Origin of the sequence: Bordetella tumbae (genome assembly GCF_965139195.1) — a bacterium.
GTDB classification, from domain to species: Bacteria; Pseudomonadota; Gammaproteobacteria; order Burkholderiales; family Burkholderiaceae_B; genus Bordetella_A; species Bordetella_A tumbae.
The window spans coordinates 18,940-45,311 of the sequence record NZ_CBCSJH010000042.1 but is presented as its reverse complement, the minus strand read 5'-3'; the positions used below and the strand labels follow the sequence as shown (position 1 = coordinate 45,311).

At 59.2% G+C, this 26,372-nt stretch carries 21 protein-coding genes; 7 read left to right on the top strand and 14 right to left on the bottom strand.

Going from position 1 to position 26,372, the window contains the following annotated elements; genetic code table 11:
• Positions 1 to 80: 80 nt before the first annotated feature.
• A complete protein-coding gene (locus ACNA0J_RS26090; protein WP_415821806.1) occupies positions 81 to 1,004 on the bottom strand; it encodes a LysR family transcriptional regulator in 924 nt (307 codons plus the stop codon).
• A 112-nt stretch (positions 1,005 to 1,116) separates the two neighbouring features.
• Between ACNA0J_RS26090 and ACNA0J_RS26085 the strand changes: the two genes are divergently transcribed.
• From ACNA0J_RS26085 to ACNA0J_RS26075, 3 genes are all read left to right on the top strand, one after another.
• Positions 1,117 to 2,082, top strand: coding sequence for a Bug family tripartite tricarboxylate transporter substrate binding protein (locus ACNA0J_RS26085; protein WP_415821805.1), 966 nt, complete (start codon positions 1,117 to 1,119; stop codon positions 2,080 to 2,082).
• A 34-nt stretch (positions 2,083 to 2,116) separates the two neighbouring features.
• Positions 2,117 to 3,280 carry a mandelate racemase/muconate lactonizing enzyme family protein gene (locus ACNA0J_RS26080; RefSeq protein ID WP_415821804.1) on the top strand — a complete coding sequence of 388 codons (1,164 nt, stop codon included), beginning with the start codon at positions 2,117 to 2,119 and terminating at the stop codon, positions 3,278 to 3,280.
• 220 nt (positions 3,281 to 3,500) lie between these two features.
• Positions 3,501 to 4,358 (top strand): amidohydrolase family protein, encoded by an 858-nt coding sequence (locus tag ACNA0J_RS26075; RefSeq protein ID WP_415821803.1) that lies wholly within the window; start codon positions 3,501 to 3,503, stop codon positions 4,356 to 4,358.
• A gap of 26 nt (positions 4,359 to 4,384) precedes the next feature.
• Here the strand turns inward: ACNA0J_RS26075 and ACNA0J_RS26070 are convergent, their stop codons facing one another.
• The gene (locus tag ACNA0J_RS26070; RefSeq protein WP_415821802.1) at positions 4,385 to 5,395 is read right to left on the bottom strand and encodes a helix-turn-helix transcriptional regulator; all 1,011 of its coding nucleotides are present in this window, start codon (positions 5,393 to 5,395) and stop codon (positions 4,385 to 4,387) included.
• A gap of 191 nt (positions 5,396 to 5,586) precedes the next feature.
• Between ACNA0J_RS26070 and ACNA0J_RS26065 the strand changes: the two genes are divergently transcribed.
• Complete coding sequence (locus tag ACNA0J_RS26065) at positions 5,587 to 7,821, top strand: TonB-dependent siderophore receptor (protein WP_415821801.1); 2,235 nt, start codon at positions 5,587 to 5,589, stop codon at positions 7,819 to 7,821.
• A 194-nt stretch (positions 7,822 to 8,015) separates the two neighbouring features.
• Here ACNA0J_RS26065 and pstB read toward each other — a convergent pair whose 3' ends face one another.
• From pstB to ppk1, 5 genes are all read right to left on the bottom strand, one after another.
• Positions 8,016 to 8,825 (bottom strand): phosphate ABC transporter ATP-binding protein PstB, encoded by an 810-nt coding sequence (pstB, locus tag ACNA0J_RS26060; RefSeq protein ID WP_415821800.1) that lies wholly within the window; start codon positions 8,823 to 8,825, stop codon positions 8,016 to 8,018.
• A gap of 42 nt (positions 8,826 to 8,867) precedes the next feature.
• Positions 8,868 to 9,725 carry a phosphate ABC transporter permease PstA gene (pstA, locus tag ACNA0J_RS26055; protein WP_415807859.1) on the bottom strand — a complete coding sequence of 286 codons (858 nt, stop codon included), beginning with the start codon at positions 9,723 to 9,725 and terminating at the stop codon, positions 8,868 to 8,870.
• Between the two features lie 30 nt (positions 9,726 to 9,755).
• Positions 9,756 to 10,772, bottom strand: a complete 1,017-nt coding sequence (gene pstC, locus ACNA0J_RS26050; RefSeq protein WP_415821799.1) for a phosphate ABC transporter permease subunit PstC — start codon at positions 10,770 to 10,772, stop codon at positions 9,756 to 9,758.
• Between the two features lie 111 nt (positions 10,773 to 10,883).
• Entirely contained in the window at positions 10,884 to 11,924 is a 1,041-nt protein-coding gene (gene pstS, locus ACNA0J_RS26045; protein ID WP_415821798.1) for a phosphate ABC transporter substrate-binding protein PstS, read from the bottom strand.
• A 143-nt stretch (positions 11,925 to 12,067) separates the two neighbouring features.
• Positions 12,068 to 14,137: a polyphosphate kinase 1 gene (gene ppk1, locus ACNA0J_RS26040; RefSeq protein WP_415821797.1), complete on the bottom strand. Its 2,070-nt coding sequence runs from the start codon at positions 14,135 to 14,137 to the stop codon at positions 12,068 to 12,070.
• A 179-nt stretch (positions 14,138 to 14,316) separates the two neighbouring features.
• Between ppk1 and ppx the strand changes: the two genes are divergently transcribed.
• Positions 14,317 to 15,804, top strand: coding sequence for an exopolyphosphatase (gene ppx, locus ACNA0J_RS26035; RefSeq protein WP_415821796.1), 1,488 nt, complete (start codon positions 14,317 to 14,319; stop codon positions 15,802 to 15,804).
• 146 nt (positions 15,805 to 15,950) lie between these two features.
• Here the strand turns inward: ppx and ACNA0J_RS26030 are convergent, their stop codons facing one another.
• From ACNA0J_RS26030 to ACNA0J_RS26010, 5 genes are all read right to left on the bottom strand, one after another.
• Positions 15,951 to 16,751 (bottom strand): GNAT family N-acetyltransferase, encoded by an 801-nt coding sequence (locus ACNA0J_RS26030; protein ID WP_415821795.1) that lies wholly within the window; start codon positions 16,749 to 16,751, stop codon positions 15,951 to 15,953.
• Between the two features lie 208 nt (positions 16,752 to 16,959).
• Entirely contained in the window at positions 16,960 to 18,303 is a 1,344-nt protein-coding gene (glmM, locus tag ACNA0J_RS26025; RefSeq protein WP_415821794.1) for a phosphoglucosamine mutase, read from the bottom strand.
• A complete protein-coding gene (gene folP / locus ACNA0J_RS26020) occupies positions 18,300 to 19,142 on the bottom strand; it encodes a dihydropteroate synthase (RefSeq protein WP_415821793.1) in 843 nt (280 codons plus the stop codon). The genes glmM and folP overlap by 4 nt, the downstream gene beginning before the upstream one ends.
• A 27-nt stretch (positions 19,143 to 19,169) precedes the next feature.
• Complete coding sequence (ftsH, locus tag ACNA0J_RS26015) at positions 19,170 to 21,059, bottom strand: ATP-dependent zinc metalloprotease FtsH (protein WP_415821792.1); 1,890 nt, start codon at positions 21,057 to 21,059, stop codon at positions 19,170 to 19,172.
• Positions 21,060 to 21,207: 148 nt separating this feature from the next.
• Positions 21,208 to 21,843, bottom strand: a complete 636-nt coding sequence (locus tag ACNA0J_RS26010; protein ID WP_094822496.1) for an RlmE family RNA methyltransferase — start codon at positions 21,841 to 21,843, stop codon at positions 21,208 to 21,210.
• Positions 21,844 to 21,861: 18 nt separating this feature from the next.
• Here ACNA0J_RS26010 and ACNA0J_RS26005 point away from each other — a divergent pair, with 18 nt between their 5' ends.
• Positions 21,862 to 22,470: a YhbY family RNA-binding protein gene (locus tag ACNA0J_RS26005; RefSeq protein WP_415821791.1), complete on the top strand. Its 609-nt coding sequence runs from the start codon at positions 21,862 to 21,864 to the stop codon at positions 22,468 to 22,470.
• Positions 22,471 to 22,565: 95 nt separating this feature from the next.
• On the opposite strand, the gene greA is transcribed toward ACNA0J_RS26005, so the two are convergent.
• Positions 22,566 to 23,042, bottom strand: a complete 477-nt coding sequence (greA, locus tag ACNA0J_RS26000) for a transcription elongation factor GreA (protein ID WP_415807848.1) — start codon at positions 23,040 to 23,042, stop codon at positions 22,566 to 22,568.
• Positions 23,043 to 23,387: 345 nt separating this feature from the next.
• Positions 23,388 to 24,710: a solute carrier family 23 protein gene (locus ACNA0J_RS25995; RefSeq protein ID WP_415821790.1), complete on the bottom strand. Its 1,323-nt coding sequence runs from the start codon at positions 24,708 to 24,710 to the stop codon at positions 23,388 to 23,390.
• A 269-nt stretch (positions 24,711 to 24,979) separates the two neighbouring features.
• Here ACNA0J_RS25995 and ACNA0J_RS25990 point away from each other — a divergent pair, with 269 nt between their 5' ends.
• Complete coding sequence (locus tag ACNA0J_RS25990; RefSeq protein ID WP_415821789.1) at positions 24,980 to 26,302, top strand: ABC transporter substrate-binding protein; 1,323 nt, start codon at positions 24,980 to 24,982, stop codon at positions 26,300 to 26,302.
• Positions 26,303 to 26,372: the final 70 nt, after the last annotated feature.

The window sequence follows — 26,372 nt, the reverse complement described above, 5'->3', positions numbered from 1 at the left end:
CCGCCCAGGCACGCGACNGGGACGTCTCCATAGAAACGCCCACGAACGGCAACGAACACCTCGCCCGGCGCCCCCCTCCTTTACCGCCAAACCGCCCCACCGGACAGCCGAACAAACGCCTCCCCAAGAAAATCGACAAACACCCGCACCCGCCGCGCCATCTGATGTCGCTGCGGATAAACCGCGTAAATATTCGCCTCAGGCGTCCGATAGTTCCTCAGCACCACCTGCAATCGCCCGCTCTCCAGATACCGGGCAACATCCCACTCCGCCCGCATGATGATGCCCAGCCCATCCAGTGCCCACTGCACCGCGATGTCGCCATCATTCGTCACCAGCGGCCCGTTGATCTTGGCCAACTCCGACCCTTGCGCCGAGGACAATCGCCACAGGCCATGCGCCTCATCCCCATGCCGAATAGCAATGCAATGATGACGCGCCAGATCGCGCGGCGTCTTCGGTACCCCGTGCTTTTGCAGATAATCCGGCGACGCACACAATAGCCGCCGATTGTCTGCCAATTTCCGCGCGACCATACGCGAATCGGGAGGCTCGCCAAAACGAATACACACATCAAAAGAGTTATCCGATGCCGGCGGCGGATTGACGGTCAATTGCAGCTCGACATGCACCTTGGGATAACGCTGATAGAACCTCGATATCAGAGGCGCAATATGGTTGCGCCCAAAACCCAATGTGGCATTGACTCTCAACAATCCCTGAGGCTCAACCCGCGATTTTGATAGATAGTGCTCAAAATCCTGAATATCCGAAAGAATGCGCCGGGCGTGGCTGAGATATTCCTCCCCCTCTGCCGTCAGGCTCATTCGCCGTGTCGTCCGCGCCAACAGCGCCACGCCTAGCCGTTCCTCCAACAATTTCAGGCGGCGCGTCGCAGCCGGCGGAGAAATCCCTAACTCACGGGCCGCTGCAGTCAGGCTGCCCGCATTCACCAACAGACTGAAAAACGCCATCTCGGCAGAAGCGCCCGTCAACTCGTTCATTATTAACCTAGAGCTGAAAAGTAGAGTAAGTTTTGAGCCATTTTAAACACCCATAACGCGTGTCTAATTTCTGCATGTAGTACTTCCACTCATAAAACAAACCGGAGACAACATGCATAAATTACAGAAACTCTTGCTGATAGGCGCGTGCGTAGCTGCGTTTGCCTCGCATGCCACCACGACCTATCCCACACGCCCCGTCACCGTAGTCGTTCCTTATTCCCCTGGAGGGACAACGGACATCATGGCGCGCATTGCCTCGCAAGCGCTCATGGAGTCCACGGGCCAATCCTTTGTGGTCGAAAACAAGGGTGGCGCCAGCGGCACGATCGCCATGGGTTTCGTCGCCAACGCGCAGCCCGACGGCTATACCCTGCTGTCCAACGAAATGACGCAGACCATCGTGCCCAGTCTGTTTCCGTCCCTCACCTTCGACCCCATCAAAGATCTGGACGGAGTTTCTATCTATGCAGAAGCTCCCTATGTACTGACCGTCAGCTCAAAACTGCCCGTCAACACGCTGCAAGAGCTGGTCGACTATGCCAAAGCCAATCCCGGCAAGGTCAATTTCGCATCGGGCGGTGTCGGCAGCGGCCCCCACATGGCGGGCGAACTCCTGAAATCCGTCGCAGGCATCGATATGACTCACGTGCCCTACAAAGGCTCGGGGCCGGCGCTGAATGATCTGCTCAGCGGCCAAGTCGATGTATTGATTACTGCCGCCCCCACGGCCGCACCCTATGTCGATTCCGGCCGACTCAAGGTATTGGCCGTCGCGCACGACAAACGCGTCAGCACCTTGCCCAAGGTACCCACAGCGGCAGAAGCCGGCTTCCCCGAGTTTCGCGTCGCCAATTGGTTCGGATTTGCCGTACCCAAAGGAACACCCAGCGCGGTCAGCCAGACCTTATTTGCAGACCTCAAGCAAGCATTGGATAAGCAGAGCTTTCGCGACAAACTTATCGCAGCGGGTGCGGAGCCCGTCACGATGACGCCAGAGCAGACCAAGCAATTCATCGAGAACGAAGCCCAGAGATGGGGCGCGCTCATCAAGAAAGCCAACATCGTCAATAACTGACAGTCCACGCATCAACGATAGGGAACTCAGCAGCATGAAGATCAAGAAAGTAGAACCTTTGCACGTAGGCCAATTCATGTTTGTCCGCATCACGACCGACGCGGGCGTGATCGGTTTCGGTGAAGCCGGGACCTGGGGGCACATCCAGGCGGCCGGGGCCTGCATTGCCCGTTTTGCAGAGTATCTAGAGGGCAAAGACCCCTTCCCCATCGAGCATCATTGGAACGTCATGCATCGTTTCAGCTATTTTCAGGGGCTCGCAGAAAACGCCGCCATCTCTGCGATCGATATGGCATTGTGGGACATCAAAGGCAAGGCCCTAGGCGTGCCGGTCTATGAACTGCTCGGTGGCGCAGCGCGCACCAAAGCTCGCATCTACGGCCATATCTACGAAAACACCATAGAAAAAATGCTGATCGAATGCGAAGCAAAAATGAATGCCGGCTTCACCGCGTTTGGTCATTTGAATCCATTCCTGGACGAAGGGCACGATCAGGTCTACTTCAAGACGCATATCAAAAAGATGCGTGATGCGATCGACAACACGGAGCGTATGCGCGAGGTCGTTGGAGACCGCGTGGACCTGCTGATCGAAATCCATCGGCGGCTGACGCCGGCAGAGGCCATTACCTTTGCCCACGGTATCGAACACACTCATCCGATGTTCATCGAAGACCCCATTCGCCCTGAAAGCAACGATGCGATGGCGCGTGTGGCGGAGAAAATCAATATTCCGATCGCGACGGGCGAACGTTTTTCGACGCTGTATGAGTTCGAAGCGCTGCTGGCGAGAAACGGCGCGGAGTACGCACGCGTAGACCTGTGTCTATGCGGCGGCATTACGGGCGCCAAAAAGGTCGCGGCCATCGCCGAAGCCCATCAGGTCCAGGTCGTGCCGCACAACCCCCTCTCGCCTATCGGGCTGGCGGCGTGCTTGCAGGTCGCTGCCGCCATTCCCAACTTTGCCATTCAGGAGTATGCAACGGGGTTCGAGGCAGGGATTTTCGAATCCCGCGCAGAACACCTGGGCAGCGACGTCGTCGATACAGTGCCTCTGCCGAAAGATGGTTTCGTCGACATCCCGACAGGGCCAGGCCTAGGTATGAATCTGCTGCCAGATGCCCAAAAGATTCGTCCACCGCTGACCAAACCCATTTCAATGCGACATCATTTTGACGGCTTCGTCGTCGATCAATAAGCGATACAGCAGAACCCATGCGCCGGCTCGTGCCGCGAGCCGGCGATATGCCATGGGCCTCTCGCGTGAATTGTTTCTGATAGAGCCACCGGCAAAAAGGCGCGATATTGAAGGCCACCGTGCCCGCACGAGACGGACCTTTATTCTCACATGCTTAAAATCAGGGTTTGCCGTCCACAATGGACCGAGCTCGCCTTATTGACAGCACGCAGGAATTCTCGTGACCGCACCGACTCAATCCGCCCCTGAATCCCCAGCCACATCGCACGAGGCACGACCTCTGCCCGCAAATGCCTGCGACTCACACATCCACATCTACAACCCGGACTTGATCGCTGCACCCGCCGCGCCCAATCCTCTCGCCTCCTGCACCGCGCAGGCCTATCGGCAAGTACGAGACAGCCTGGGCCTGCAGCGCGCCGTGGTCGTCACGCCCGCGCCGCATGTCACGGACAACCGCGTCACGCTGGACGCCATCGAACAGTTGGGCGCCAGCCAGACGCGCGGTGTCGGTGTGGTGTTCCCTGACGTGTCTGATAGCGAATTGCAAACGCTGCATCAAGGCGGTATCCGCGGCATTCGCTTTACTGTCGCCATCGCCCATACCTCGATTGTGCGTATCGATATGATCGAGCCGCTGGCCAAGCGCATTGCCTCGCTGGGGTGGCACGTACAACTGCACATGACACCCACCCAGATTGCGGAAAATGCCGACATGATTTTGCGCCTGCCCTGCACGGTGGTGTTTGATCACTTGGGTCGTATGGCGCCAATGACAGAGACCTATGAAGCAGCGCGGCGAGTCGTCCATACACGGCTGCAACGAGGCACAGGCTGGGTCAAGCTATCGGGTCATTATCTGGCAGGCGGCGTGGACTCGGCAGCGCCTGTCGCCAACGAACTATTGCAGGCTGCACCTGAACGATTGGTGTGGGGATCCGATTGGCCCCACCCGACGGAGATGCCCGCGCCGCCCGCTACCGCATCGACATTGGCGGCGCTTCACGCCTGGGTGCCAGATAGCACATTACGCGCTCGCATCCTCGTGGATAACCCGGCGGAACTGTACGGATTCTGAAGCCCTGAAAAAATGCCTGAGCGTCGTCAGTCGGGCATCCGCCGCCCAGCCAGTCCGGGCGGTATGCCGTATCGCTGACGAAATGCCGTCGCAAAATTCGCCGGGCTGGAATAGCCGGCAATCAATGCCGCCTGGGTCACACTGATCGCGTCGCGCTCCAGGGCCATACGCGCACGGTCCAGACGTGCATCGCGCAGATAGGCAAACACCGTTTTGCCCCAGACCGCACGGAAATGGCGCTGCAGGGTATTCACGCTCAGGCAGGCATGCTTCGCAATCTGCACCAGACTCATCTCATCGGCTTGGCCACTGTCGAGCAACTCGCGCACCTGCTCCATCCGAGACCGCTCGCGCTGCCGCAACCCGTGAGCCACTGGTGCCAGCACCGCGCCGCTCACGCTGCTCAACGCCTCCACCGCCAGGCCCAGCGACCGGGACTCTTGATACATGCGCAGCAATGCGCCGTCCAGCTCGGGCGGAGCCAACAGTTGCTCGACTAACGCAACGGCGTGCGCAGACGCATTCCAAGGATGGACTGATAGATGCTGGCGAGCGAATGCCAGGCATGACGGCAAAGCCTCCCCTAAACGCTGCTGCAACCACGCCTCACTCAGTGTCAGGCTGACACTGCGCTCGATATCGCCTCGACGGGACTGCCGCTTGAACGCAGCAGGCTGCGTCAAGGCCACCACCGCCCCGCATGCGCCGCCATCGGGCCGTGGCCCTAACAGCAAACGGTATCCGTCATAGCTGACATCGGCCTTGCCACCCACAGTCAGGGCGATACGCAGCCCAGGTTGCAGGTGGGCATGCACGGCAACGCCCTGCAGGTCGCGGGCGTCCACACGATGCAGACTCAGACCGTCGGCCAATTGCACCGTGTCCACCACCCCCTCAAACATGGGACGGTTGGCGCCAGGCGCCACCACGGCGTAGTGCTCCGCGCTATGACGTGCCTGCCGGTGCAAGGCGGGTTCGTCGAGCAAGGGTGCATTGCGGCGCAATGCCGCGCTACGACTGAGCGATACCGAACTCATACAGATACGAAAAGAGAGAAATGGGGATTTAGCAAAACAATCTAGTGTGCAGGCAAAGCCCGTACCTGAACTTTGCTGACATAATCCTGACGTCAAAATGATATTGTAAATCATTCCTAATAACACTATCAGGCGCGCCCCAAATTGTAACGGGTGGCGCGCTATCTATTGCGCACTCCGGAGAAATCGGCATGTCCACGCCACCCTTCAAGCGCCAGTATCTAGGCGCCCTGATCACTCTCGCCCTCTCAGGCACCGCTCTGGCCCAAAGCCAGGCTGACGCTCCCCTGCCTAACGACCCTGCCGTCGTACAGGAAATGTCTGCCGTTGAGGTTCTCGGTACGGCCGAAGAAGAAGTGAAAGAATCATTGGGGGTGTCCGTCATCACTGCTGAAGAAATTCAGCGCCGCCCGCCCACCAATGATTTATCCGACATCATCCGTCGCGAACCCGGCGTGAACCTGACGGGCAACAGCTCCAGCGGCGCACGTGGCAACAGCCGCCAAATCGATATCCGTGGCATGGGCCCGGAAAACACGCTGATCCTGATCGACGGCAAACCGGTGGAGTCGCGCAACTCCGTACGCTACGGCTGGAACGGCGATCGCGACACCCGCGGCGATACCAACTGGGTCCCCGCCGAAGAAGTCGAACGCATCGAGGTCATCCGCGGCCCTGCCGCCGCACGCTATGGATCGGGTGCGATGGGTGGTGTGGTGAACATCATCACCAAACAGCCCAGCGACAAACCCACGGCCTCCGCCACCTACTACATCAACCAGCCGGAAGACAGCGACGAGGGCAATACCAACCGTGTCAACGCGCGTTTGTCCACGCCGATCTCCGACACGCTCAGCATGCGGGTCTATGCCAACTACAGCAAGACCAATGCCGATGACCGCAACATCAACGCGGGTCATGCGACGGTCGATGAAAACGGCGTTGCCAATACCTCTGGCCGCGAAGGGGTGATCAATCAGGACATCAATGCCCTGTTTGCATGGCGCCCGGATACCCAGAACACGCTCGAATTCGAAATGAGTTTCAGCCGCCAAGGCAACATCTATGCCGGCGACACGATGAACAACGCCAACAGCGAGTTCTCCGATAGCCTGTATGGCAAAGAAACCAATGCCATGTACCGCGAGAATTTCGGCTTGACGCACCGTGGCAACTACGACTGGGGCACGTCACGATCAGAACTGTCGTACGACTATACGCGCAACGCTCGTCAGGCCGAAGGCCTGGCCGGTGGCCCCGAAGGCGCGCCTACTGACCTGGGTAAATCGACGGCACGCCTGCGCAGCCTGCGTGCCGCCAGTGAGGTCAACGTCCCCTTCACGCTCGGTTTCCAGCAAGTCGCCACCGTCGGCGTGGAATACCTGCATGAATCGCTGGACGATCCGTCGTCCTTGCGTCAGTCCTACGATACTGGGACAACGGGTAACGGCATCGACGGCACGGCGAGCGGCGAGCGTCCGACCCGGACCAGTCAAGACAGTTATGCGCTCTTTTTCGAGGACAACATCCAGGCTGGCACGCGCACTATCGTGACCCCGGGCTTGCGCTACGACCACAACAGTGAATTCGGTGGCAACTTCAGCCCGAGTTTGAACCTGTCGTTCAAAGCGACGGATTCGCTGCGCCTGAAAGGCGGTATCGCTCGCGCCTACAAGGCGCCCAACCTGTATCAGTCCAATCCCAATTACCTACTCTACAGCCGTGGACAGGGTTGCTGGGCTGCGGAGAGCAACTCGGGCGGCTGCTACCTCGCGGGCAACGAAGACCTGCGCCCCGAAATTAGCGTCAACAAGGAAATCGGTTTCGAATACGACCCGGGCACGTGGCGAGCCAGCGCAGCGTATTTCCGCAACGATTACAAAAACAAGATCGTTGCCGATACCGAGTATCTGTACCGCTTGAACAACGGCGCGCGCGTGCTGCAATGGGGTAATAGCGGTAAAGCAGTAGTAGAAGGTTTTGAGGGTAACTTGTTCATCCCCCTGACCCCGACGTTGGACTGGAACACCAACTTCACCTACATGATGCAGACCAAGAACAAGGACACGGGCGAGCCGCTGAGCGTCATTCCGAAGTACACCATCAACAGCACGCTGGACTGGTTCTACACCCCCGAATGGTCGTTCCAGGCAAACGTGACGTACTACGGCAAGCAGGAAGGCCCGTCGATGAACCAACGTACCGGTGAAACCCTGGAAGGCGATGGCCGCCAGACGATCAGCCCCTACGCCCTGGTCGGCCTGAGCGTAGGCTACGAGCCGAACAGCCATCTGCGTTTCCGCGTCGGGGTGAGCAACCTGTTCGACAAGAAACAGTACCGCGAAGGCAACGCCAGTTCCGCGGGCGCTGCGACGTACAACGAGCCTGGCCGCGCTTATTATGCGACGATGACCGTGACGTACTGATCGCAGGCTCAGGGCGAATCTCCGACAGGAGTTTCGCTCTGACTGAATCGCCGATTTTCTCGGCGGATGGAGGAAAAAAGCCCCCACGCTGCGCCTTCGGCTTGCTGCCCCCCAAGGGGGTATTTTTGTTTTGGGGCGGCCCGGCAACAAAAAAAACGCCAGACATGTCTGGCGTTTTTTTGTGCTGCCAACTATTAACCGAAACGACCCGTAATGTAGTCTTCGGTTTCCTTGCGAGCCGGCTTCACAAAGATCTGGTCGGTGTCGCCGAATTCCATCAGCTCGCCCAGATACATATAGGCGGTGTAGTCCGAACAACGAGCGGCCTGCTGCATATTGTGGGTCACGATCACGACGGTGTAATCGCTCTTGAGCTCGGCGATCAGTTCTTCGATCTTTGCAGTCGAGATCGGATCCAGGGCCGAACAAGGCTCGTCCAACAACAGTACTTCGGGTTTGATGGCGACGCCGCGTGCGATACACAGACGTTGTTGCTGACCACCCGACAGGCTATTGCCGCTTTGATGCAGCTTGTCTTTCACCTCGTTCCACAGCGCAGCCTTGCTCAAGGCCCATTCCACACGCTCGTCCATTTCACCTTTGGACAGACGCTCGAACAGCTTTACGCCGAAAGCGATGTTGTCGTAGATGCTCATGGGGAACGGCGTGGGTTTTTGGAACACCATGCCGACCTTGGCGCGGATCAAGGAAATATCGGTCTTGGACGTCAGCAGGTTTTCGCCATCGAGCAGGATCTCGCCCTCGGCACGTTGGCCGGGATACAGTTCGAACATGCGGTTGAACGTGCGCAACAAGGTCGATTTGCCGCAACCCGACGGGCCGATGAACGCGGTGACCTTGTTCTCACGAATCGACATGTTCACATTGCGAATCGCATGGAACTTGCCGTAGTAAAAATTCAGGTTCTTGACTTCGAGCTTGGACTTGGCTGCGGAAGCGGCGGCCGCGTTGGCTGCTTTGTCGGCGAGAACAGTATTTTGCATTTGTCTTCCTATCACCGGCGCCCCACGGCGCCGGCATGGCAATTACGATTTGCGGAACAGGCTGCGAGCCAGGATGTTGATGCTCAGCACCAGCAGCGTAATCAGCGTGGCACCGGCCCAGGCCAGATCGTTCCAGTCTTTGAATGGGCTCGCCGCGTATTGGTAAATCACAACCGGCAAGTTGGACATGGGCGCATTCATGTTCCACGACATGAATTGATTCGACAGTGCGGTAAACAGCAGCGGCGCGGTTTCACCCGAGATGCGGGCGATGGCCAACAAGATACCGGTGATGATGCCGGTCTTGGCAGCGCGGTAGCAGACCAGGGTGATCATGCGCCATTTGGGGCAACCGAGGGCTGCCGTCGCCTCACGCAAGCTATTGGGGACCAACAGCAGCATATTGTCCGTCGTACGCACCACCACCGGAATCACCAGGATGGACAGCGCCAGCGCACCAGCCCAGCCCGAATAGTGGCCGACCTGGGACACGTATACGGCATAGATGAACAAGCCGATGATGATCGACGGCGCGGACAACAGCACGTCGTTCAAGAAACGCGTCGCCGGCGCCAGCCAGCCGCGCTGGCCATACTCGGCCAGATAGGTACCAGCCAGCACGCCGATCGGCGTGCCAATCAGCGTACCGACACCGGCCATCAGCACGCTGCCGACCACCGCGTTGATCAAACCGCCTTGTTGGCCCGGAGGCGGCGTGATCTCGGTGAACAGTGTGAACGACAAGGCGGGTGCGCCTTTGAACAGCAGCGTCAGAATGATCCAGAACAACCAGAACAATCCGAACACCAGCGTGGTCAGCGAGATGGTCAACATGACCTTGTTGACCAGATTGCGACGGCGATAAATGCCGTTGCTCATGTTGATTGCAGATTCAGCCATGTTTCTTCCCATTAACGTCCGGCAGACCGATCAGCTCTTTTTGCCTTCGGAGGCTGTCGCACGCAACAGCAGTACTTTCGACAGAGCCAGAACGACGGTGGTGATCAGGAACAGAATCAGACCCAGTTCCAGCAACGCGGATTTCTGGAGGCCTCCGGCTTCGTTGAACTCGTTGGCCAGTGCAGACGCAATCGAGTTGCCCGGCGCAAACAGCGAGCCCGGAAACTGGAAGGCGTTGCCGATCACAAAGGTCACCGCCATGGTTTCGCCCAGTGCCCGGCCCAGCCCCAGCATGATGCCGCCGATCACGCCCGTCTTGGTAAAGGGCAACACCACGCGCCACATGACTTCCCAGGTCGTGCTGCCCAGGCCATAGGCGGACTCTTTCAGCATGGTGGGCACCAGTTCGAACACGTCGCGCATCACGGCGGTAATGAACGGAATGACCATGATAGACAGGATCAGGCCGGCTGTGAAAATACCTATCCCGAACGGAGGCCCTGCGAAGATACCGCCAATCACAGGAATGCCGCCCAGCACGGAAATCAAGGTCGGCTGCACATATTGCTGGAAAATGGGCACAAAAACGAACAAGCCCCACATCCCGTAGATGATGGACGGGATGGCAGCCAGCATTTCAATGGCCGTACCCAAGGGACGGCGCAGCCATGCGGGTGACAACTCGGTCAAAAATATCGCAATACCGAATGACACAGGTACCGCGATGATCAAGGCAATCGCCGAGGTCAGCAGCGTGCCGACAATCGGAACAATCGCGCCATAGTTCTGCTGGACAGGATCCCAATCGTTGGTCCACAGAAACGACAAGCCGTACTTGGCCAGTGTTTCGCGGCTGCCGTAAATAAGGGACAGCATAATGGCTGCCAGCAGGATGAACACCAGGAAGGCAAAAAGCCGGGTGGCGTTCTTGAACAGCGCATCCATTAGCGCGTTATTGTTTTGCTTCATAGGCGAAGGCGTACCGGTAGTGACGGAGTCCGTCTGATGAGACTGGCGTGGCACACCATTATCCATTACCGCGCTCATGGATGGGCTTTCCTTGAAATACGCTTAGAGATACTCGGGCCTGGCGGCGCAGACGATGCGCGGACCTTGATGGGCCCGCGCATCGTTAAGTCTTAGTGGTTACTAAGACGCTTATTTCCAGACGGGCTTGCCGTCAGCGGACTTGATTTCGCTCCAGGTGGCGCGAATTTCTGCCGTCACGTTGTCAGGCAGCGGCACGTAGTCCAGCGCTTCGGCGGACTTGGCACCATTCTTGAAGGCCCAGTCAAAGAACTCGAGCACGGCGCGGCCTTGCTCGGGCTTGTCTTGAACCTTGTGCACCAGGATGAAGGTAGCAGCCGTCACGGGCCACGAAGCGGCACCCGGTTCGTTGGTCAGGACCACACCCATGCCAGGTGCGCTCTTCCAGTCAGCGTTCGCGGCAGCGGCAGCGAAAGCGGTTTGTTCGGGTTGCACGAACTTGCCGTCTTTGTTCTGCAGTTGCGTCCAGGCCAGCTTGTTTTGCTTGGCGTAGGCGTATTCGACGTAGCCGATGGAATTCTTCAGCTGGCCAACGTAGGCGGCGACGCCTTCGTTACCCTTGCCGCCTTGGCCGGTGGGCCATTTGACGGCTTTGCCTTCGCCGACCTTTTCTTTCCACTCAGGCGAGACTTTCGACAGGTAGTTGGTCCAGCCAAAGGTCGTACCCGAGCCGTCCGAACGGTGCACCACGATGATGTCAGCCGAGGGCAGCTTCACGTCGGGGTTCAGCGCTTTGATCGCGGCGTCGTCCCATTTCTTGATCTTGCCCAGGAAGATGTCGCCCAATACGGGACCCGACAGCTTCAGTTGGCCCGGCTGAACGCCGTCGATATTGACCACGGCCACGGTACCGCCGATCACGGCCGGGAATTGCAGCAGGCCGTTCTTTTCCAGGTCATCGGCCTTCAGAGGATCGTCCGAAGCACCGAAATCAACGGTCTTGGCCTTGATCTGCTGCTGACCGCCGCCCGAACCGATCGATTGATAGTTCACTGCGGTATTGGTCGCGGCCTTGTATTCCGACGCCCACTTGGCGTAGACCGGGTACGGGAACGAAGCACCAGCGCCGGTGATATCAGCAGCCTGCACAGCAAAAACGGCGCCGCTCAGCGCAACACCGATGGTAATTTGTTTGAATACGCGGTTGAACATTCGAATTCCTTCTGTGTTCGTTTAGGAGGTCGCGGCGGGCTGTTTCCGCCCGTCCGATCATCGACGTAACGAATCTTAGAATCCCAACATGACAAGACCATGACAGTCACATACACGAAATGTGTCAGGCTGGGTATGGGGCCTTATTTCAGGCGTTCCATCAGGAATTCGTGCATATTGAACGCCGCACGGCGGTTGCGCACGCGGCTATAGGTGCCGTCGGGCTGCTGGTCCCAGGCGAGCTGATTGTCGCGCCAGGCATAGGTGAAAGCCTCGTCTATGACCCTTTTTTTCAGATCCTTGTCCCGTACCGGGAACGCTATTTCGACGCGGCGGAAGAAATTCCGGTCCATCCAGTCGGCCGAGGACAAATACACGGGCTCGTCGCCATCGGCATAGAAATAAAACACGCGGGAATGCTCCAGGAACCGCCCCACGATGGACCGTACCCGGATGTTTTCCGAGAGGCCCGGCACCCCGGCCCGCAGCGCGCATACGCCTCGCACCACCAGGTCGATCTTGACCCCCGCCTGGCTGGCTTTGTAGAGCTCGGCGATGATCTGTTCCTCGAGCAGAGAATTCATTTTGGCCATGATTTTGGCCTTGCGTCCCTCTTTCGCGGCACGGATTTCGGCCTGGATCAGAGACATCATGGTCTCGTGCATGGTAAACGGCGATTGCAGCAACGACTTCAGCGTCCGGCGGGCGCCCAACCCCGTCAGCTGGGCAAAGACCTTGTCCATGTCCTCGCAGAGGTCGGGATCCGAAGTCAGCAGGCCAAAATCGGTGTACAGGCGCGCCGTGCGCGGATGGTAGTTGCCGGTGCCCAGGTGAGCATACCGGCGCAGCCGCCCTTTTTCGCGGCGCAGCACCAATGCCATCTTGGCGTGCGTCTTGTGCGCCACCACGCCATACACCACGTGTGCTCCCACCTCCTCCAGGCGAGCAGCCCAATTGATATTGGTCTGCTCGTCGAAACGGGCCATGAGCTCCACCACGACAGTCACTTCCTTACCGGCGCGCGCCGCAGCCAGCAGGATTTTCATCAACTCGGAATCTTCGCCAGTGCGATAGATGGTCTGCTTGATCGCCATCACGTCCGGATCCACTGCCGCTGCCGTCAGGAAATCGATCACGGGTTGGAACGACTGATAGGGGTGATGCAGCAACTGGTCGGCACGGGCGACGGCCGCAAACAACTCTGCGGGTTTGTCCGCAACCCGGTCCAGCGGCGCAGGGACAGAGCCGTGGTGAGGCGTAAACAACAGATCCGGACGGTTGTCGACGTTGCACAACTGCATCAGCCTGGACAGGTTGACGGGGCCATTCACGCGATAGGTATCATCGGCCGTCAGCGAGAATTCCCGTTGCAGATAGGTTTCCAGATCATCGGGCGTCAACCGGTCGATCTCCAGACGTACGGCCGCACCGAAGTTGCGCTGCGACAGTTCGCCCTGCAGAGCGTGGCGCAGGTTGGTGACTTCTTCTTCGTCGACGAACAGGTCGCTGTTGCGCGTCACACGCCATTGATAGCAACCCAGCATTTCCAGCCCCGGGAACAACTCGCCGACGAAGGCGCGCAGCAACGAGGTCAGCAGGATATAGCCGTCGGGTTTGCCCGAGAGCTCGGGCGGCATCTTGATCAATCGCGGCAGGGCCCGAGGCGCCTGCACGATGGCAATCGAGGCCTGGCGGCCAAACGCGTCAGCGCCTGACAAGGCCACAATGAAGTTGAGGCTCTTGTTATAGACCCGCGGAAAGGGGTGAGCCGGGTCCAGACCGATCGGCGTGAGCAAAGGCATCACGTCGCGATTGAATACCTCGTGCGCCCATTGCTGTTGCTCGGCATTCCATTCCGAAGCATGCAACAGCGCGATTCCCTCGGCATCCAGGCAGGGAAAAATCTCATCGTTGAGCAGGCTGTATTGGCGGTCCACCAGAACGTGGACCTTTTCCTGGACACGCGCAAAAGCCTCTGCCGGCGTCAGGCCGTCAGCGCCGACCAAGGCAGGATTCTGACGCAGTTGCTCTTTGAGGCTGGAAATACGGATCTCGAAGAATTCGTCCAGATTCGAGCTGACGATACAGACATAGCGCAAGCGCTCGAGCAGCGGCACCTGAGGATTTTCCGCCATCGCCAGCACCCGTTCATTGAACTTCAGCAAGGACAGTTCACGGTTCAAAAACGGAGGCTCAACCAGCGACGTAGACATACCGGGTTCCAATTCTAGAGACAAAGGCTGCGGTTTTACTGCAATTGTGTGACTATTCCATGACAGTCTGAAATATATGCCTAGCCTACGCCAAAACGATGACATCCGGTGGCGATTGTGGGGCGCTGTCACATCGGTTCCTTATAATTGGCGCTCTTACAGCCTTATCGACATCCCGCATGGACCACCTCCTGGCCGCCGTAGACCTCGGTTCCAATAGTTTTCGCCTGTCTATCGGACGCGTCGTCCAACAAGAAGGCGGTCCCCAGATCTATCAGATCGACCGCCTCAAAGAAACGGTGCGGCTGGCCGCGGGACTGGATCAGGACAAACAGCTCAGCGACGAGGCGGTGGACCGCGCAGTGTCTGTCCTGGAGCGTTTTGGGGAGCGCCTGCGCAGCTTTCATCCCAGCCGGGTGCGCGCTGTAGCGACCAACACGTTTCGCGTCGCTCGTAATACCCAGGAATTTCTGCCCCGCGCCGAGGCGGCGCTGGGTTTTCCGATCGAGGTGATTGCGGGGCGCGAAGAAGCCCGGCTCATCTATCTGGGCGTGGTGCATTCCCTGCCTCCGTCGGCCAACAAGCGGCTGGTGATCGACATCGGCGGCGGCTCGACAGAGGTCATCATCGGCAAGGGCTTTGAGCCGGGCCTGATGTCATCGCTCTATATGGGCTGCGTCAGCTACAGCCGGCAGTTTTTCCCGGACGGCGTGGTCGACGCCCATCAGATGAAGCAAGCCGAACTCATGGCACGCCGGGAAATCGAAGTCATCGCCAAGCAATACCGCAAGACCGGCTGGAAAGAGGCCTACGGGTCCTCGGGTACGGCCAAGGCACTGTATGCGATCCTGACAGAGTGCGGTTTTTCCGAAGACGCCATCACGCGCGCGGGCCTGAACAAACTGAAAGAACGCATCATCCGCTCGGGCCAGGTTATTCCCGAGGAGCTCCCCGGCATCAAGCTGGAACGCGCCGACGTATTGCCCGGCGGCTTGGCGATCATGAGCGCCCTCTTTGATGAATTGGGCATCGATCGGATGCACACTGGCGAAGGCGCTCTGCGCGTCGGCGTGCTGTATGACCTGCTGGGCCGCGACGCCGCACACGACAAGCGCGACGAGTCCGTTCACCAGTTCATGAAGCGTTATCACATTGATAGCAGTCAGGCCCAACGTGTACGCCAGGCGGCGCTCACGTTCTTCGACTCGATTTATCCCGCTGAGGAGGGCCACAGCGAGCTGCGCAACGCATTGGGCTGGGCCGCCGATCTGCACGAAGTCGGGCTGTCAATCGCCCATAATGCCTATTACAAGCACACAGCCTACGTGCTAGACAACGCGGACATGCCCGGCTTTTCGCGGGCCGACCAGCAACTGCTGGCGTTGTTGGCATTGGGGCATCAAGGCAAGCTGGCAAAACTCGAAATGCTGGTCCGAGACCGCAGCCAGTGGGTTGCCATCCTGTGCCTGCGCCTGGCGGTGCTGCTGATGCGCCGCCGCACCGACATTCCGCAACTGCCGCTCAGCGTGTCGGTGCGAGGCGAGTCGATCGTGGTGCGAGTCAAGCAAGAATGGCTGACCAAGCATCCGCTCAGCGACTTTACGTTGCGTGCCGAAGAATCAGAATGGCGAAAAGTCGGTTTCTCTTTCGAGCTGCTTGAGTTCTAACCGGAACGGACGCGTGGCCCGCCGAATGAGCCGGATGCGCAGTCTTCTGAGGGCCCTCTGAACGGGGCTGCGCCCACTCCGCCCTCCTCGGGCAGAAAGGGATTTGGGGGCAACTCCGCGTTTCCTTGAGAGCAGCCCTCGCATGATCAAATCACCTCGACAGGGGCGGAATCCAACCCGAAATGGCGCCGATAACGGCTGTCCATCTGGGTCATATCCAACAGCACCGGGAAATCCGCGGCATTGAAATCCGGGTCCCAGGCGGGCTCACCGCAAATACGCGCGCCCAGCTTCATATAGCCCTTGATGAGCGGCGGCACGCGTGCGGGCAACGTGCTGTTCAGCAACTCGACGGGATAACGATGCAGCGGCTTGACGCGCGGAGCGTCGAGGTCTTTCAGGTGGGTGGCGACATTGCGCCACACCTCGGCAGCCGTCACACCGTCATCGCGCAGACTGACGCTGGCACAACCCAGCATATAGCGATAGCCGCCGCGACGCATGAACTCTGCCAGACCCGACCACAGCAACATGATTGCAGCGCCACTACGGTGTGCCGCATGCGTGCAAGAACGGCCGACTTCGACCAATTCCCCGCGCAGCGCGCCCAACCCGGATAGATCGAATTCGGACTCGGAGTAATACCCGCCCGCTGCGAGGGCCTTTTCGGGGGTCAGGATACGATAGGTGCCCACTACCCGGCCGGTCTCGAGCTCCCGCACCATGAGGTGTTCACACCAGGGATCGAAGCGGTCTTGCTCGATGCCGTCATGCGCATCAGGGAATACCGCCCCCATGTCCTCGGTGAAAACGGAGTACCGCAGGCGCTGAATCTGCTCGACCTCATCGGCCGTGCTCGCCAAGCCAACGACCAGGACGTGCGCCGCAGAACCCGTCCAGGGTTCGGCGTTGTCACGCCGGGCATCGATACGTGCTAATTCGAGCATTGCACAGGACTCCTTGAGGTATGCACAGTGTGGAGGCCGGATATGTCAGGCTTCTGACAAAAATATGACATGACTATGAAGTTTACGCCCATCCGAATAGTCTCGAATTAAAGCAATATAAATCAAAATAAATCAAACAAACCCGTTTGACGAATAAAGGGCCGGCTCCACCAGGACCCGGCCCCCCTTTAGTACTCATGACAGTGAATCAGTTGAGACTGGCCGCCAATTTTTCAGCGCTAGCCTCAGCCAAAGCAGCGTCTTCTGCTTCGACCATCAATCGCAATTTAGGTTCGGTGCCAGACGCTCGAATGAGCACACGGCCACGCCCTGCCAATTCGGCTTCGACGGCTTGCGCTGCCGCTACGAGGCCCGGATGCGATTTCCAGTCAGTCCCAGGTGTCCAGGCGACATTGATCATTTTCTGTGGATACATGCGCAGGTCACCCAGCCATTGGGCCAAGCTTTCGCCACTGCGGCGCAAAGCCGTCAGCACTTGCAAGGCGGCAATGATGCCGTCGCCGGTGGTATGGCAATCCAGGCATAACAGGTGCCCGGAGCTCTCGCCGCCGAACAACCAGCCGCGTGCCTGCATTTGCTCCAGCACATAGCGATCGCCGACCTTGGCGCGCTCGAACCCGACACCCAGGCGTTGCATTTCCCGCTCGAAACCATAGTTGGTCATCAAGGTCCCGACCACACCGGCGACCGGCCCCTGCATCATGCGTTCGCGCACGATGGCGTACAGCAGCTCGTCACCGTTATAGATGCGGCCCTCGCCATCGACCATCTGCAGCCGGTCGGCGTCGCCATCCAGGGCGATGCCCAAGTCTGCGCCCCGCGCCTGGACGACTTTCACCAACGACTCGGGATGCAGCGCCCCCACGCCTTTGTTGATGTTGAAACCGTCAGGCGAAACGCCAATGGCGTGCACATCGGCGCCCAGCTCGCGAAATACGTGCGGTGCGACGTTATACGCGGCGCCATGCGCGGCATCGACAACGATCTTCAGACCATTCAAATCCAGCTCGTTGGGAAACGTGCTTTTGCAAAACTCGATATAGCGACCCTGTGCATCTTGCATCCGGCGGGCGCGGCCCAGTGCTTCAGACCCCAGGCAACCCAAGGGCTCGTCCAGCGCAGCTTCTATTTCGGCCTCGACTTCATCGGGCAGCTTCATGCCCTGCGTCGAGAAAAACTTGATGCCGTTGTCCTGGTAAGGATTGTGCGACGCGCTGATCACGATGCCCGCCGCCAAGCGGAACGTGCGGGTCAGGTACGCCACGGCCGGCGTCGGCAAAGGACCGGCCAGCAACACGTCGATGCCAGCGGCGGACAGGCCCGCCTCCAGTGCCGACTCAAGCATGTAACCGGAAATACGCGTGTCCTTGCCGATTACTACTTGCGGGCGGCCGTGGCCGCGCACGCTGTACTGCCGCGCCAACACACGTCCTGCCGCGTATCCTAGACGCAAAGCGAAAGCCGCATTGATCACCTCGCCGCCAACCTCGCCGCGCACCCCGTCAGTCCCGAAATACTTGCGTTGCGTCATGCTCGAATAGCTCCTTGTTCAGATGCGTACCAGACCTTCAGGGCATCTACCGTCTCGGCCACGTCGTGCACGCGCACGATCGAGGATCCGTGCGCCACGCAGGCCAGCGCACCGGCAATGCTGCCGGCCAGGCGATCGGCCACGGGCTTGCCGGTAGCGTCGCCAATCATGGTTTTGCGTGACAACCCTGTCAGCAATGGATAACTGGATACGCGCAGACTGGAGAGCCTGCGTAATAGTTGATAGTTGTGATCCGCCGTCTTGCCAAAGCCAAATCCCGGATCCAGGACGATACGCCGCGGATCGACCCAGGCGGCACGCAGACGCTGCGCACGAGCCCCCAGGAATACGCCGATCTCGCCGAGCAGATCGATGTATTCCGGCGCCTGCTGCATCGTGCCGGGCTCACCCTTCATGTGCATGATGCACAGCCCGCAACGCGACTGCGCCACGGCTTCGATGGCCCCAGGCTGGCGAAAGCCGTAGATGTCGTTAATCATGTCGGCGCCCGCATCCAGCACAGCGCGCATGACCTCTGGTTTGAAAGTGTCGATGGATAACGGGACGCCACAATCGCGCAGCGCCTCGATGACAGGCAGCAAACGCGCCAGCTCGTCCTGAACCGGCACTGGATCGGCTCCCGGCCGGGTGGACTCGCCGCCCAGATCCAGAATCTGCGCGCCCTCATCAATCAAACGCCGCGCGTGGCTCACTGCAGAATCGGTATCTGCGTGCTGGCCCCCGTCGGAAAACGAATCGGGCGTGATATTGACGATGCCCATGACGAGCGGGCGCTCGAGATCAAACTCGAAGCGCCCGCACAAAAAGGTGTTGGCCATAGAAAACGATAAAAACTCGAAAGCAGCTTAGACCGCGGCTGGCGTACCACTGCCACCCGGCGCCAACCCGGAGGGAGGCGTATCGGTACTGTCTGCCGGGCCTTGCGGCGTCTTGGGTGGACGCGGCGGACGGCCCGAGGTGATGTCCTCGATTTGATCCGCGTCGATGGTTTCCCATTCGAGCAGCGCGCGGGTCATTGCCTCGACCATATCGCGGTGATCCTCGAGGATCTTGCGCGCCACACCGTATTGCTCGTCGATGATGCGACGGATCTCGAAATCCACTTTTTGCATGGTGGCTTCGGACATATGGGTGGTCTTGGTCACGCTGCGGCCCAGGAACACCTCGCCTTCGTTTTCGGCATAAACCATGGGGCCCAGTTCGCTCGTCATTCCGTAGCGGGTGACGATATCGCGGGCAATGGCGGTGGCGCGCTCAAAGTCATTCGAAGCGCCCGTCGTCATCTGGTTCATGAAAATTTCTTCGGCAATACGGCCACCGAACAAGACGGCGATCGTGTTCAGCAGGCGGTCCTTGTCCATGCTGTAGCGGTCGCCTTCAGGCAACTGCATTGTCACGCCCAGGGCACGGCCGCGCGGGATGATGGTGACCTTGTGCACGGGATCGGTCTTGGGCAGCATGCGGGCCACGATGGCATGGCCGGACTCGTGGTACGCCGTGTTCTTGCGTTCCTCTTCGGGCATGACGATCGAGCGGCGCTCGGCGCCCATGATGATCTTATCTTTGGCCTTTTCGAAGTCGGTCATGTCGACGGTGCGGCCATTACGGCGCGCCGCAAACAAGGCGGCCTCGTTGACCAGGTTGGCCAGGTCAGCGCCCGAGAAACCCGGAGTACCGCGCGCCAGGATGCTGGCATCGACGTTGGTCGACAGCGGAACCTTGCGCATATGCACGCGCAGGATCTGTTCGCGGCCACGGATGTCGGGCAGCGGCACCACGACTTGGCGGTCGAAACGACCCGGACGCAGCAAAGCAGGATCCAGCACATCGGGACGGTTGGTCGCGGCAATCACGATCACGCCCTGGCCCGACTCAAAGCCGTCCATTTCGACCAGCATCTGGTTCAGCGTCTGTTCGCGCTCGTCGTTACCGCCGCCCAGGCCAGCACCACGCTGGCGCCCCACGGCGTCGATTTCATCGATAAAGATAATGCAAGGCGCCTGTTTTTTCGCGTTCTCGAACATGTCGCGCACGCGGGCAGCGCCCACGCCGACGAACATTTCGACGAAATCAGAACCTGAAATACTGAAGAACGGGACCTTGGCCTCGCCAGCGATGGCCTTGGCCAGCAGGGTTTTACCAGTACCGGGCGAACCGACCATCAGCACGCCGCGCGGAATACGCCCGCCGAGTTTCTGGAATTTGGTGGGATCGCGCAGGAAATCGACCAGTTCCTGGACGTCTTCTTTGGCCTCGTCGCAGCCAGCCACGTCAGCAAACGTGATCTGGTTGGTGTTCTCGTCCAGCATACGGGCACGCGATTTGCCGAAGCTGAACGCCCCGCCCTTGCCACCGCCCTGCATCTGTCGCATGAAAAATACCCAGACGCCAATCAACAGCAGCATGGGGAACCACGATACGAAGATGCTCATCAGCAGGGACGGCTCCTCGCGGGCCTTGCCCGAGACGTCCACGCCGTACTTCAGCAGATCGGACACCATCCAGATGTCGCCCGGCGACGTCAGGGTGTACGAACGGCCCGTATCAGGGGTGACATACAGAACATCCGCCTGCACGTCTACCTTGCGAATACGGCCTGCCTTGGCATCCTCCATGAACTGGGTGTAACTCACGCCGTCTTGCGATTGCGCACGCCCATCGAACTGTTTGAATACCGTGAACAGGACCAGTGCGATCACCATCCAGACCGCGACTTTAGAAAATGAGTTGTTCAAGGTCGATCTCCTGCTTTTGATTCCGACCGGTGACCGCGCCCCCGCGCATATGGCACAGTCACAAGTATGTCAATAGTTCATTCTACCCTGTCGGGAGGGGTTCCGTCTGAAAGCCCGATAGGCGCCTGATACATCATTGTCAAAAAACCTAAAGTTTCAGGTCACGCGCCACTAGAAATGTCTCCGAGGACTTGTCCCGGGAGGCTTTGGGCTTGCGTTCCACCACACGCTTGAAGCGCTGTTTGAAGCTTTGCACGATCTGCGAAAAACCGCTGCCGTGAAAAGCCTTGACGATCAGCGCGCCGTCGGGCTTGAGGTGGTTGCAGGCAAATTCCAGCGCCAGGTCGCAAACATGCTGAATGCGAGCCGAATCGGCGACACCAACTCCTGACAAGTTGGGGGCCATGTCCGAAATAACAAGGTCTACCGGTTGACCACCCACCAATTCTTGCAACTGTTGCAAAACGTCGTCATCGCGAAAATCACCCTGGATGAATTCGACGCCGGCGACAGGTTCCATAGGCAGGAGATCCAGCGCGATAATGCGGCCATCGACTGCGCCGCCGGGACCGGCCAGACGCTCGCGCGCCACCTGGGACCAACTGCCTGGCGCCGAGCCGAGATCGACCACGATGTTGCCCCGGCGCATCAGTTTTTCGGCATCGAGGATCTCGATCAATTTGAAGGCAGCACGCGCCCGATAGCCCTTTTGTTGCGCCATCTTCACATATGGGTCGTTGATGTGCTGGTGGATCCAGTCTTTAGAGAATTTCTTTTTGGCCATTACCGTACAATTCCACGCATGCCTATATTAGAACTCACCTCACGCGAGCGCAGCGAATTGCGCTCGGCCGCCCATCCCCTCAATCCGGTCGTCCTGATCGGAGACAACGGGCTGACCGACGCGGTCTTGAAAGAAATCGACCGCGCCTTGACATCCCACGGGCTGATCAAGGTACGCGCAGGCGGCGCCGACCGCGACGAGCGCGAGGCCATGCTGGCGACCATTTGCGACACGCTGTCGTGCGCACCGGTGCATCATTTGGGCAAGATGTTGATCTTGTTCCGCCCGCTGTCCGGTAATGTAGCCTCTGCCCCGGCAGAAGGCACCCCCGCACGTCGCAAGGCATCCGACCCTCATACCCCCAAGAAAATGGCGGCCGAGGGCAAAACCGTGTCCAAATCAGCGCCCGCTCGCAAACGAGCCACGCCCGAAGCGCCGGCCAAAAAGTCCTTTGTCGGACGCGATGACCTCAATAGCGCTGGCCGCCCGATGCGCCCGTCGACCAAGAAAAAATCCAGCACCACAGCGCATGGCATTCCGCGCCGTTCGGGCAGCGCGCTCAGCCTGCGAGCCGGCGCCCGCAGCGGGCTGCGCGCCTCGGCAGGACGCAAGACCACCAAAAAATAAAACAGTGAAGCAAGCTGGCCTGGCAGCAGGCCAGCCCCAACTCAATGCCAACACCCGCTCTGGCCTGGCATCGCTTGGGGCGGATACCCATCACATTACAGGTAGCGAACGCTCAGGACTTCGTATTCGCGAATGCCCGAGGGGGCCTTTACTTCGACGACATCGCCTTCGGACTTGCCGATCAACGCACGAGCGACCGGACTGGACACCGAAATCAGGTTGGATTTGATGTCAGCCTCGAGATCCCCCACGATTTGATAGGACAGGCGATCGCCCGAATCCAGGTCTTCGATATCCACCGTTGCGCCAAATACCGCACGGCCCTCTGCATTCAATGCAGCCGGATCAATCACATGCGCGTTGGAAAGCGTGCCCTCGAGCTCTGAAATGCGGCCTTCGATGAAGCCTTGGCGCTCGCGCGCAGCATCGTACTCGGCATTTTCCGACAGATCACCCTGGGCACGGGCCTCGGCAATAGCATTGATCACGGAGGGGCGCTCAACGGTTTTCAACCTGTGCAATTCGGCTTGCAAACGCTCGGCTCCGCGCGCGGTCAGAGGAATGGCAGACATGTCGTTTCCCAACAAAAAGTAGAAAACGCCCCGAATGGGAGCGTTTCGGTAAAAAAAGGCAATCAGACTTAAGCCCTGCGCCACGACGGCGGGACAAGTCAATGATACAAACTAAAGATCGAACAGGCAGGAACGATATCGGGCCCGATTATTAGTAGGGTTCCTGGCCTCTCGTCCCGGTCAGCCCATAGGCACAAATACGTATGCCGGCGACCAAAACAAAACCCCGGCTCGGATTTGGAACCGGGGCAAGCAAGACATCATTGTGGTCAAAATCCGCCAGAATTGCAAGCCGTCCAGGAACCCCTTATTCCAGGCAGTTCAGCGCAAAAAGCCTCTAGGGCTTTACACCACCTGGCGGCCGCTGCGTTGCAACAAAGCGTACAAAATGATCGCGCCGAACGTGGCAGTACCGATTCCCCCCAGGGTGAAATCCCCGAGTTTGATCGTGAAATCGCCGGCTCCCAGCACCAAGGTCACGGCAGCCACGATCAAATTGCGGTTATCGCTGAAATCGACCTGATTCACCACCCAGATCCGCGCGCCCGCGACGGCAATCAGCCCGAACACCACGACTGACATACCGCCCAATACCGGCCCCGGAATCGTCTGAATCAACGCGCCGAATTTAGGCGAAAACCCCAGCAGGATCGCAATCACCGCCGCCACCACGAACACCAGCGTCGAATAGATGCGCGTCACGGCCATCACGCCGATGTTTTCCGCATAGGTGGTCACGCCCGTTCCACCGACCGCGCCGGACACCATCGTGGCGACCCCATCGCCGATGAAGGCACGTCCCATGTAACGGTCCAGATTCTGCCCGGTCATGGCGCTGACGGCCTTGATATGCCCCAGGTTCTCGGCCACCAGGATGATCGCAACCGGTACGATCAAGCCCATGGCGTCGGCCTTGAATACGGGCGCGGTGAAGTGAGGCAAACCGAACCACGCCGCCGCGGCAACCCCCGAAAAATCGATGGGTTTGCCCAAGCCCAGGCCATTGGCGCACACCGCATAAATCACGCAGGCCAAGAGCAGCCCCACCAGGATCAATAGACGCTGAATCGTGCCACGCGTATAGACGGCAATCCCGCCCACGCACAACACGGTCACGATCGCCATCCCCGTTTCAAACCCCGAACTGCCCATCGCGCCCTTGGCTGCGATAGGCGCCAGGTTCAGTCCGATCACGGCAACGACCGCGCCCGTCACGACCGGCGGCATCAGACGTTCGATCCAGGCAGCGCCGCCATCGCCCCGCGCATTGGCCGCGGCCACGATGATCCCGATCAGGGTATAGGCCAGGCCGCACGCAATAATGGCGCCTAGCGCTATGCCTATATTGGCGTTCGGGCCCGATCCCGCATAGCCAGTGACGGCCACCACGCCGCCGATAAAAGCAAAGCTGGATCCGAGATAGCTCGGCACCCTACCGCCCACAAACAGGAAAAAGATCAGCGTGCCGATCCCCGACATCAGGATGGCGACATTAGGATCAAAGCCCATGATCAACGGCGCCAGTACGGTCGAGCCGAACATGGCCACCACGTGTTGAGCACCCATGGCAATGTTTTTGGGCCCGGACAGGCGCTCATCGGGCGCAATGACGACGCCAGGCACGGTATCGTCGGCCAGTTTCCAACGCGGAAAATAAGAATTGGGCATGGAATCCCCTGTATTCAGACAGGAATAATTGGTCGGCGGGCGGAAGTGTAGGGGCCAGCGCGTTTGCCGGCAATCCGGTTAAGCCCGTGAACGGGAAAGACGCTGATCATATTGAGTAAATAAGCCCGCTATCGACGAACCGATGCACATTCAAATGCATTGCAGCAAACCACGCTGACTAATGGGCCGCATCAAAATTTGTGATTGGACGCTAGGCACCTCCGTCGCTACCTTGTTCCAACAATTTCAAAACACTACGGAGACAAATCATGCCCATCATGCGCACTGTCCTCGCGTCAGCCCTGCTGGCTGCCTGCGCGCCCGTGCTGGCCGGCACCGTCACGGTCATCACGTCTTTTCCCAAGGACCTGACCCAGGCGTATAAATCAGCATTCGAAAAAGCCAACCCCGGCATCACGCTGGAAATCCTGAACAAAAACACGGTGTCAGGCATTGCCTACGTACGCGAGACGCCAGCAGGCCAACGGCCCGAGGTGTTCTGGGCCAGCGCCCCCGATGCCTTTGAAGTGCTGGGCCGCGAAAAACTGTTGAGCCCCGCGCCCGACGCCGCCAATGCCGAGGTCCCGGACAAAATCGGCAGCTATCCCATCAATGATCCGGGCGGCTTGTACATGGGTCAGGCCCTGGCCGGCTACGGCATCATGTACAACACCCGGTACATCAAAGCCCACAAGCTCACGCCGCCGGTCGAATGGAAAGATCTGCTGGCGCCGCAATGGTTTGGCCACCTGGGCATGACCGCGCCGTCACGCTCGGGCACCATGCACTTGACCGTCGAGACCATACTGCAAGGCGAAGGCTGGGCCGATGGATGGCAAACGCTGCTGCGCATGTCGGGTAACGCCAGCCAGATGACAGAGCGATCATTTGGTGTCCCCGATGGAGTGAACAACGGCCAATTCGGAGCCGGCCCTGTCATCGATTTCTTTGGCTTGTCCAGCAAATATTCCAAGTTCCCGGTCGAGTTCGTCTATCCGTCTGAAACTTCGGTCGTGCCCGCAAATATTGCGTTGATTGCGGGCGCCAAGAATACCGAAGAAGGCAAAAAATTCATCGCATTCACGCTCAGCAAAGCCGGGCAGGAACTGCTGCTGGAGCCCAAGATTTCGCGGCTGCCGGTATTGCCCTACAAGGATTTGGCCGGAAAGATTCCGCAGGGTTATCCGGATCCCGCTGAAATTGCCCAGCGCAGCAAGGTGCATTTCGATGCCGACTTGTCCCAGACGCGCTATTACGTCGTCCAAGCGCTGTTCGACCAGACCATCACGTTTCGCTTAAGCGATCTGCAGGCCGCCACCAAAGCCATTTACGAAGCCGAGCAAAAACTCGGCGACAAGGCCAAGACAGGCCAGGCTGCCGAGCTGCTGGACCAAGCCCGCAAGCTGGCATGGTCGCCGCTGATCGATCCCAAAACCGCCGCGGATCCGGAGTTCCTGAAAGTCTTTACCCGCGACAAGAAGGACGCCTCGACCAACAAGCAGATCACCCAACTCGAAGGCGAGTGGAGCGGCAAAGCCAAGGCGAACTACGAGCAAGCGGTCAAACTGGCTCGGCAAGCCGCCGCGCTGTAATGGCCGCACAAACTGTTGCGATGATGTTTTGACATCCTGCCCCGCGTGAACTCGCGGGGCTTTCTCGGAG